Source organism: Motilimonas eburnea, from assembly GCF_021295345.1.
Classification (GTDB): Bacteria; Pseudomonadota; Gammaproteobacteria; order Enterobacterales; family CBDFNC01; genus Motilimonas; species Motilimonas eburnea.
This window is the reverse complement of the sequence record NZ_JAIMJB010000008.1, coordinates 201,656-211,353: the sequence shown is the minus strand read 5'-3', so window position 1 is coordinate 211,353 and position 9,698 is coordinate 201,656. Positions and strand designations below refer to the sequence as shown.

The following is a 9,698-nucleotide window of genomic DNA, read 5'->3' as shown; positions in this document are numbered from 1 at the left end:
TGCATGGGCCGGACATTACCGAGGTGAACATCTCAGGCGGGCCGATTTCGGATTCAATCTACTTAGACTGGGTGAAACTGGATGGTACCAACTTCAAGTTAGAATACCCGCGTATCTTCCCAAGCCTTGAAGAAAATCAAAGTTACACACTGACGGTTAAAGCGATCGATAGCTATGGCAATACATCGACTAAATCACACTCGATTGACTACATCCCGAACAATCTTTTTACGCTAACCGGCGTGGATGTATTTGCTACCGATGAGCTCGTGTTGAGCAAGAACGGTAAGCCACTATCACTGATCACATCTAACCAGCTTCGTTCAGACAACGGCAACTTGGCCAGTGGTGAACAGCAAATCTTCTTCACACTTCGCGGTGACGCACCATTTGGCTTGTATGCCAACGGCGTAAGAGTAAGGCCAGGTGAAACCAAAGAGGTGATTTACAACCTGGATAGCACTGATGGACGCATTTATCTCCCGATCTACCCCGATGTTAAAGGGGTAGAAGGGAAGGCAAATTACCTCATCGAAATTCCGAGAATAAACTAGTGAATCATTGGCTGACCAATAATGACTCAGCCAATGAAATAGCGGCCAAGATAAATCAGATATAAATACAAAAAAACAAAGAGCGTAAGTGCAGATGAAAAAAATACTTATGATTTCTACATTGGCGATGCTGAGCGTTAATGTCCGAGCAGAAGTGCTTGAATATTCCTTTACGGATACGAATAACCAAGTGGTCAACAAGCCAGCTAATGTAGCTTATATCAACCCCAAAAGCACTATTGAAGTAGTTCTATCTGCAGGCCTTGACAGAAAAATCAGGTTAACGGTGATGAAGGGGGCAACGGCGATTAATACTCAGCTGAGTGAAATAGTAGGCATTAATGATCGTATGCAAACGAGCGATGGCCGTGAGTTCTATGGTAAGCGATTTACTGTGCCCAAGTTAAGCGATGGTGAGTATCAAATCGTTCAAGAGGTGCTTGATACCGCTAATAAATTGGTAAAAACAGAAGCGACAGCAATTAAAGTTGATACCGTTGCGCCAACTATCGGTGCAGAAATAGCGTGGGTGCATGCGGGTTACCGTGGCGGCTCTATCGAGGTGTTTGCTCATACCAATGCAACACAAGAAATAAACGTAGCACAGCTCAGTGACAGCGATTCGGGATTATCACACGCAGATTATTTTGCTGTTTTGGATGGAGTAAAGCGTACAACACGAGCAACACTCAATATCGATGAAGGGCGAGCAAATGCAGTGGCAAGCCTGGCAGCAGGTGCAAGTGTGGCGCCGAACCCACAGGCCAAATACACGATAGGATTTGATGTTTATGACGCTGCGGGTAACAAAGCAACCATCAGCCGGCTGTCCACCATCGACAGAGTAACCCCGTCTGCGGAGATACAAGTCAAAAATGCAAAAACTGGCGTTTATGAGCCGTACCAATCGGGAATGAAAATCTATGCCCAGCCAGTGACCGTGCGTTATGTAATGAAAAAAAGTGAACACACAGACTTTAACGGCACCGATTATGGTTGGCTCAGCGGGCAGTATAATAATCAAGATACAAATAATGTTTACCTTGAATTCACCATCAATTACCCACAAGCCTATTCATATCGGGAACTTTACACAAAGGCAGGTCTGCGCCGTTGGATGCCCGTGGGCAGCCTTAACTTTACACCGGATGCTGGCGTACCGCTCGCGCCGGAGCCAGCAGGACTGAAAGCAGAAATAAATCATGACGGAGCATGGAAAAACGCTTCATTATGGGAAAGGGAGCCCTTTACTGTCAGCAAAGTTTTGATTCTAGCCAAACAAAAAACATACCGACAAAAGGCGTGGGTTTCAGGAACAACACCTTGTTATATCGAGCCAGGAGAGACGTCTTGCGTTGTTAATACGAACATCGAGCGTGTGACGGGGAAAGGATATACCCCTTATGCTTATTATGTCCAAGACATTGAGACCGGTTTGGGAACAGTGCATGGCGGATATGTATTAGTTCACTGGGACTTTAATGATCCCATCATCAATAAAGCAGAAATTAACGGCTCAGAGGTCAGTATGCAGGTTATAAACCAAGATGCAGTTAACAACTGGGCACGCTCTAAATGGGTTATCACAAAATACGAAGCATATGCTGCAAATGGACAAAATAGACATTCTCTCCCACGCACAAAATTGGTGAGCGAAGATTACCGTACTGCCAATGCCACATTTAGCGCAGCTGGATTACCCGATGGCAATTATGAAATCAGTGTTGTCGCTGGTGATAACTATGGCAATGAAACCACCACAATCGTTGGCAATCACGTTATCGACAACACCCCGCCATCCATTGCGGTATTTGCGGAAAACAAAGCCCTTGTCGATGGCCAAACAGTGCTGGGGCTTGAGAGTATCAACATCAAGCTCAGCGACCTGCATGGGCCGGACATTACCGAGGTGAACATCTCAGGCGGGCCGATTTCGGATTCAATCTACTTAGACTGGGTGAAACTGGATGGTACCAACTTCAAGTTAGAATACCCGCGTATCTTCCCAAGCCTTGAAGAAAATCAAAGTTACACACTGACGGTTAAAGCGATCGATAGCTATGGCAATACATCGACTAAATCACACTCGATTGACTACATCCCGAACAATCTTTTTACGCTAACCGGCGTGGATGTATTTGCTACCGATGAGCTCGTGTTGAGCAAGAACGGTAAGCCACTATCACTGATCACATCTAACCAGCTTCGTTCAGACAACGGCAACTTGGCCAGTGGTGAACAGCAAATCTTCTTCACACTTCGCGGTGACGCACCATTTGGCTTGTATGCCAACGGCGTAAGAGTAAGGCCAGGTGAAACCAAAGAGGTGATTTACAACCTGGATAGCACTGATGGACGCATTTATCTCCCGATCTACCCCGATGTTAAAGGGGTAGAAGGGAAGGCAAATTACCTCATCGAAATTCCGAGAATAAATTAGAGAGGGTAATATGGTAAACCGAGATATTAGCCAGTTTATCAAGCGTTGCGATGAGTCATTTCGCTTGGGTCAAGCAGCCTTCCATCAAGGCGAGCAGTTAGAGCATTGCCCGTGGGGTGATCATAACTGGCACCAAGCTCAATACAGTCGTCAATGGAAAGCAGGCTGGCTCGCTTCACAGCGAAGTGCGTTGAGACCGTTGGATATAAAACGCGACATTCTAATCGAAAGCGCTGTGTAGTAAATATGCGTTATCCATCGCCCTCAGGGCGGTGATTGCATTAGAAATCAACAAAATATATTCTTACCATTGTGTAACGAAAACCAAGTGCGGAAGATAAAACCACTTTCAACTGACTGGCCAAAAAAGCTCCGCAACAAACAATAAATTATGGAGAAGATATATATGAAATTCGCTACTGGCTTAGCCTTTCTTATTCTAGTTAGCAATGCAGCTTTTGCGGCTCGACAGACTGAAGTTTTGTCAATTGATAAGTGCGTATTAGAAGTGAGTAGAGATAAGGCAGTAGACCTAGATAATAAAGATAAATCAATTGACTATATTAATTTAAATCTAATTGACAGGTTTAGAGTTACAGAAAATAGTAAACAAACGATAGCGAGAGGCAAAAAAAAATATGAAATACGCATTGGGAAAGAAAGTATAGAGACTGATGACGCAAGTGAAATGAGAACGCTCAAGAGCGCGGTGATTCAGTGCATCAACAAATAGTTTTCGCGTACAAGTCATTCACCCCTCCTCAAATCAAAGGGTTTGCCCGAAGTTTACAATGAGAACATCGGGCTTGTGCATATGATCCAAATTGGTGTCAAAATACCCAATGCCAACTACTCTTGATATTCTTCACCAAATTTCATTTGATGGCTCCAGAGGCGCTTTTCCTGCTCTTTTCGCTGGAGCAACTTACTGCTCGAACGACGTTTATCTCTAGCCGCGACGTTAGTGACTAAAGAATTCAGGTACTCTCTTTCACTATCAACAACATCTTCTGAGAATAATTTTCTGGCCATGTGGTGCTCCAATTGTTTAGGTACAAAGCTGAAATTAAAGCGATACCAGCAAGGCGCTACTGTAGAGCATTAAAGGTCAGTATATGTGTTACCAGCCTACGTTGTAAGTTAGCCCCGGATGAAACGTAAAATGAGTATCAATTACCTTGAGCTCATTCTCACCTACAATTTTGCCTACACGAACAGTGAATGATTTATTTTCATCGGGGGCTGTATCAGACATGCGACTGGCTGCTTTTAATAACTCATCATTCTTAACCCAGTCGCTCACCTGGTCGGGAGCAATATCAACAGATACATACCAAGCTTTTGTTAACTTAGGAGGTAAGTCATTCAGCTCTTTTTCAATTTTGAACGAGCTTATTCTGAAGCTGTCGGTGTAACAAAATCCCTTTTTTGAGGAGTCGTAAGTTTCCCTTCCAAGCGCCGTCAGAGTGTAACTACTCCCAGACTTTTCAAGTAAGCCTGCATCAACAAAGATATCGAGAATTTGTTGGTTATTATCCACCAAGCTTTTTCTAACAGGAAATTCATTGAACAAAACAGAAGAGGCACAGGCTTTCTTCGCTGTGTAAGGTGTGAAAGCTTTTACGATCTCCGCTTCCGAGGGCTGATCAGTACCACATCCAGCGAGGGTTAAACACGCTGATAACATGACAACTTTTTTCATCATTTTGCTCCAATTATTGAGGCCAACCATCATTTAAATGAGGCACAAAAGGGTTATAGTATCCAATGTATCAATAAGTTGGGAACTTTAAACGGTGGCGGTCGAAATGTCGAGCAGTGTAAAATAAACATCAATTATCTATTTTAAGATGACATTTTCACTCACAAAACGCGCGCTACGTTCATCGCTTAAGATAAAGTCAGCCAAATCCCCCACAGATTTTAAGCTGGAGCGTGTGCCGGCAATCAAAATCGGTGTGGAATTGTTGATTTGCTGGGTTTTACTAGAAAGATGTGCTGGTTTCTCCACATACCTCAAGTGAATAACAGGCGAGGGCGCTAACCGGCGTCGAAAAGCCACATCGCGACTTCGGTCGGCTGCGATTTCTTGAGCCAAGACTCTGACACGGGCATTTTCTTCAATAGGTCGCGTCTCCACCATTTGCTGCTCCAACATATTAATGGCCTTATCGACCTTGGCGCGCACATTAGAGGTTTTGGTTGCCCACGAAAAATGAATACTCGAAAGCGGATCAACGCAATACCGAACCTGCCTAAATACCTGCATGGTGATGGCGCAAGGCCGAAGCTCATGCACCATATCAAAACGCACATGACGGTTACGCTGCGCGGCCAGAAATGCTTTGATGGCCAACTTGGTGTTGTTCAATTGATCGCACAAATCCACTAATGTCTCAGGATGACAATCAAGCCAGATAAAACCTGCCGCTTTACGGGTGATTTTCAGATTGGTATTGGGGTCACCCACATAGGACTTGATCCGCTGCCAACCAAATGAGCGAGCATCTTCCCCTGTGCTGGGAATAACACTAACGGCTTCGGGTACTTTGGATTGCTCTTTATCATAAATGGGTAGGGCGAAGGTGCGAGCCTCAATTAATTCTGCGCCGAGTACCAGTGCTTGCAACTCAAGGAGCTGTGCATCCAGTTGGTCAAACAAATCAGCTAGCATTGGACACCCCCTAAGAATTAGAAATATTCGTGGTTATATGCAATTGTATATCAAAATATGCCTATTGATATACAATACCTAATCAATTTTGTGTTGTTCAAAGTGGTTTGATATAGTTTTATGTATATTTTCCCTTCCTTGATGCAATAAGGTGTATCTATGAGCTATGTAATAGAGCAGATAATAGAAAGCCTTCGAGAAGCTCGGATACAAAAGGGGTTTAGCCAGAGAGAGTTGAGTGCAATTTCGGGCGTCCCGCAAAGCCATATATCGAAAATTGAATCTGGTAGTGTTGATTTAAGAGTATCGAGTTTGATCACGCTTGCTCGTGCACTCGATCTAGAGCTATTTGTTGTCCCTAGAAAATCTGTACCGGCTATCAAGTCGATCATCCGCAGTAGCCAAGGCATTAATGATGACAGTGAGCAAATGACGCCTGCATACCAGTTAGATGACGATGACTAATCATGTTGCATCATGTTGCATCAAGTTGGCCAAATAAATCAGCTAACGTGACCAAACGCTCTTTACAGGACAATTGAACAATGGGACTATAAGCCTACTCAAACGGCTGACTTGTTGAAACTTTGGCTCTTTTGAGTAGGACGCAAGCTATCAAGGCGGGTGCTCTGTATTGCACACCACCCGTTCCAACTTCCAGTCACGCTTCTGTGGTACATACCGAGTCAAATACATCACGCTCAATTCCTGTTTCAGCTAACCACCGCTCTAACCCAAAAAAAGTAAATCCACCTGCGTCTTTTGCGAATGCTGCGTACAGGGAGTGGGCGCCATTATCAGTCTCATACACGAACTCAAAAAAATCAGGCTTTGGCTTAAATGAATAAGGGTGATCTGAAAAATAGCAAAGAAACGCAGGGATAAGATGTGCATGATGACGTGGCACATCAAAACAACTCACCTCATTGATGGAAGAAATTTTCTCACAGCAAGCGGCCACGAGCGTATCATGATCAAGGTTCGCCTGTTGAGCGCGTAGCAAACGCTCAAGTTTTTGATTAACCAGGGCGCGTACATCAGCGGTCTTGGCAACAAAAATACCATCATCGGCTAATATCATGGGGAATGGATTAAGGACAAAAACAGAATCCCAAAGCCCATGACCACTCGCCGAGTCTAATGATTTATAGCGCTCATCATCATTGAGTAGTTCGTCGACAAAATCATCAACGTCATTAGAAAAAGCAGTATAATCATAAAGGCACAGTCCGGCCTTTGAACAGGCTTCTTCGAGTGAGTCATCATCCAAAAGATCAATTGCATCATCATTGCATCGTATGATTTCTGAGAGGATGGCGTTCAAGAACTCAAGCGACACACTTGAGGTTTGGCAGAATTGAGCAAGCATCTCGTCATCGTAGTTCTGCAGAGCAACATTTAAAATCATAATAGGCAGTCTCCAAGTGGCTTGACGCAATAATACAGCGAAGTTAACAAGGCGCTACTGATCGTAAGCCACCCGACCATTTTGCTCTGACCAGAACACCCGTAAGTTGGGGTGACTTTTGGAGTAAATGTAACCAGACAATTCGCCATTAGCGTTAAGCTTGCAATTACTTTTGAATAGCTTCGATGTATCGCTGCCCTGGCGCTTGTGGTGCAGTCGCTTAAATTCATAACCGAGTTGGCCGCATTTGGTATTGCTGTATGAAATGGTGTAAGCCCCATTGAAATTATTGTTATTGATACGAGAGCTGTGTGAGTTAGCTTCCTCTTGACCGCCGATGTAGTACAGTGCGCCAAGCCCCAGCACGATGAGCGAAAACAAACTCAATAAGACCAAGGTTAATGTTTTAATGATGCTTTTCAATGGTTCATCCTAATAGTTAATGTCATAGGCGACCTTACCGCCAAGGTGAAAGCATGACAATAGCGCGCAATGGATAACGCGCAGCCAAGCACAAACACGACTCTAATTAGCTACTTTAGCCAGAAAAGCTATGCCATCATGCCATAACATACCCAACCCCTACCATCACGCCCCCATCCCCACAAGAGCCGAACCCAAAGCGATCGCGTTACCCCTGCAAAACCGCTCTTTTCCCCTTCATTTTCCGTTTCACTTTTCTGGCTTTTTCCTGCTTACTTTCAATTTCACTGACGATTTAACGCTTAATTTCAGTTTGATTGACTGTACTTCCGCTTCTATTTCTGCTTTTTTTCATTTTTTTCTGGCTTATTTCGGGTATGGCCATGGTCACGGCGGGACAATATCAATCTGTAATAGGGCTTTTTCTGGCTCTTTTGGGGTTTATTTTGTCTTGTTTGGAGCTGGCGTTGGGGCATCGCGTCCAAGCGCCCAGGGTTGAGAAGGGGAGGAAAAAAGGGGGGAAAAGCGGTTTAGTAGGGTGGTGCGTCGGTTACTGCTGGTGGAGGGGAGCGCGTTGGGTGAGTAACATGCTTTAGTGGCATGACGGCATAAGTTTGTATTGAGAAGTGCTTTGACTATATTTATTTTGATGACTATTTGAGGATGAAACAATGACCAAATTATTGCCCAGTGTATTGTCAATCGCAGTGCTCGCCGGTTGCTCGAGTGTTGGGGATAGAAATACTAATAACACTGAGTCTGCTGGGAGCTCTGCCTCCGAAAAGTATGACTTCACGTTAATGACTGACGTACACAAAACTGAAATCGAGCCGACATTATCCAAAACAAGTGACTTTAGTGATGCCTACACACGGCTGGTCATTAAGCAAATAGATCCATCCGCTGACAAAGGTAATTACTTACCCTATAAGAAACCTTCTTTGCTTAGCTCTCTTCTTGCCGACAACGATTTTAACATGAGTCTGTCAACTTCCTTATCGCTCGGGCAAAACCTGGTGTTTACCAAAAACATTATTTCATTTGATAACCAGCAAAGCCGCAAACAAGGTAGTAGTTGGTCGCGAACCTACGTTGATTCACTTGCCTCTCCGTGGTTTCTCGTAAAGGCCAACAGCACTAACAATACTGCTGAACTAAATCTCACATTTAGGGCCAGCTCAGATATCACTTCTGCTATTGCCGTTACTGGAATCGATGCCGTCATTAAAGCCACAAATGCCGTTTCGCCTACCTCCAGTCTTATCACTACATTGTCAGAGCCTTTTATGCAGAATACGGCTCAACAAATTGATAATGCCGTCTCAAATTTGGCCGACCGGACGTTAAGTGAAAGCCACTATACTCGCTTCGACCTCCGCTATGCAGAGCAACACCAAAGCGCCATTATCACGGTACGGATCCCAAAGTCCAACAAGTTACCGCCAGAAAACGAAGAAGATTTAGTATATATCGGGCAATGGGAAGCTCGATTTGAACCACCCAAACCTTCAATCTTTTCCGAAACAAGAAAATGCCTTGTTACAACAGGTACAACTACCTCTATTTCCACTACGGCAATGGGATGTGTCAGCACCATGGACTTAGCCATAAAATCAGCCTATAAAGATGTTGAGCATTACGATGTTTTAAACTTTGTCCTTTTAAAATCTGACGCCGAAACCCGTAAGCTCTCTGATGTGATTTTGCAGCAAGATACCGTGAAAGCGGCGCTAACCGGCACAACTAATGATGCCCAATATCTATGCTCTAATTTAATGCAAACTGCATCTGAACTCGGTTTTAGTAGCACGGATGTAAATTTGATCACTTGGGCCGTCATGAAGTCAAACATCGCAGGTAAGAGTTACACTTCTAAACTCAATTCGGCGCCAGCTTGTAAAGCGGTCTTTGACACCGTTCAAAAAGCCAAATAACACAGCCCCAGCCCAGTGCATTCCTACAGACAAGCACTGGGTTAATTAACGAATAACCTATATTTTGATATGTACTTCAATTGTTCTTCCTTACGCTCACATTGTTGACTTTAGATCTTAACACGACTATAGTCAGCTTCATAAAGGCGGAGTCGCCTCAGTGTTCGCTGAGGTCTCATGCGAAAAAGAGTTACGGGAAAGCCACCTTCGGGTGGCTTTCCTCGTTCTAAGCCAGCAGATTTCCAGAGTGATTTTCAGGTTTAAA

General features: G+C 44.2%; 11 protein-coding genes. 6 read left to right on the top strand and 5 right to left on the bottom strand.

Going from position 1 to position 9,698, the window contains the following annotated elements:
- The 4 genes from K6Y21_RS10435 to K6Y21_RS10420 form a co-directional block, all read left to right on the top strand.
- Positions 1-554: Ig-like domain-containing protein (locus K6Y21_RS10435; RefSeq protein WP_233071785.1), on the top strand; the 554-nt coding region annotated here is incomplete at its 5' end.
- 94 nt (positions 555-648) lie between these two features.
- On the top strand, positions 649-2,994 hold the full coding sequence (locus K6Y21_RS10430) for an Ig-like domain-containing protein (protein ID WP_233071784.1): 2,346 nt from the start codon (positions 649-651) through the stop codon (positions 2,992-2,994).
- A 10-nt stretch (positions 2,995-3,004) separates the two neighbouring features.
- The gene (locus K6Y21_RS10425; protein ID WP_233071783.1) at positions 3,005-3,235 is read left to right on the top strand and encodes a hypothetical protein; all 231 of its coding nucleotides are present in this window, start codon (positions 3,005-3,007) and stop codon (positions 3,233-3,235) included.
- A gap of 165 nt (positions 3,236-3,400) precedes the next feature.
- Positions 3,401-3,727, top strand: coding sequence for a hypothetical protein (locus K6Y21_RS10420; protein WP_233071782.1), 327 nt, complete (start codon positions 3,401-3,403; stop codon positions 3,725-3,727).
- A gap of 116 nt (positions 3,728-3,843) precedes the next feature.
- Here K6Y21_RS10420 and K6Y21_RS10415 read toward each other — a convergent pair whose 3' ends face one another.
- The 3 genes from K6Y21_RS10415 to K6Y21_RS10405 all read right to left on the bottom strand — a co-directional run bounded on the left by K6Y21_RS10415 (position 3,844) and on the right by K6Y21_RS10405 (position 5,668).
- Complete coding sequence (locus K6Y21_RS10415; protein ID WP_233071781.1) at positions 3,844-4,026, bottom strand: hypothetical protein; 183 nt, start codon at positions 4,024-4,026, stop codon at positions 3,844-3,846.
- 88 nt (positions 4,027-4,114) lie between these two features.
- Positions 4,115-4,699 (bottom strand): helix-turn-helix domain-containing protein, encoded by a 585-nt coding sequence (locus K6Y21_RS10410; RefSeq protein ID WP_233071780.1) that lies wholly within the window; start codon positions 4,697-4,699, stop codon positions 4,115-4,117.
- A gap of 135 nt (positions 4,700-4,834) precedes the next feature.
- Positions 4,835-5,668 carry a DNA replication terminus site-binding protein gene (locus tag K6Y21_RS10405; RefSeq protein ID WP_233071779.1) on the bottom strand — a complete coding sequence of 278 codons (834 nt, stop codon included), beginning with the start codon at positions 5,666-5,668 and terminating at the stop codon, positions 4,835-4,837.
- Between the two features lie 159 nt (positions 5,669-5,827).
- Between K6Y21_RS10405 and K6Y21_RS10400 the strand changes: the two genes are divergently transcribed.
- Positions 5,828-6,133 (top strand): helix-turn-helix domain-containing protein, encoded by a 306-nt coding sequence (locus K6Y21_RS10400; protein WP_233071778.1) that lies wholly within the window; start codon positions 5,828-5,830, stop codon positions 6,131-6,133.
- Positions 6,134-6,329: 196 nt separating this feature from the next.
- On the opposite strand, the gene K6Y21_RS10395 is transcribed toward K6Y21_RS10400, so the two are convergent.
- Both K6Y21_RS10395 and K6Y21_RS10390 read right to left on the bottom strand, forming a co-directional pair.
- On the bottom strand, positions 6,330-7,076 hold the full coding sequence (locus K6Y21_RS10395; protein ID WP_233071777.1) for a hypothetical protein: 747 nt from the start codon (positions 7,074-7,076) through the stop codon (positions 6,330-6,332).
- Between the two features lie 54 nt (positions 7,077-7,130).
- Complete coding sequence (locus tag K6Y21_RS10390) at positions 7,131-7,499, bottom strand: hypothetical protein (RefSeq protein ID WP_233071776.1); 369 nt, start codon at positions 7,497-7,499, stop codon at positions 7,131-7,133.
- A 671-nt stretch (positions 7,500-8,170) separates the two neighbouring features.
- Here K6Y21_RS10390 and K6Y21_RS10385 point away from each other — a divergent pair.
- Entirely contained in the window at positions 8,171-9,433 is a 1,263-nt protein-coding gene (locus tag K6Y21_RS10385) for a hypothetical protein (protein ID WP_233071775.1), read from the top strand.
- Positions 9,434-9,698: the final 265 nt, after the last annotated feature.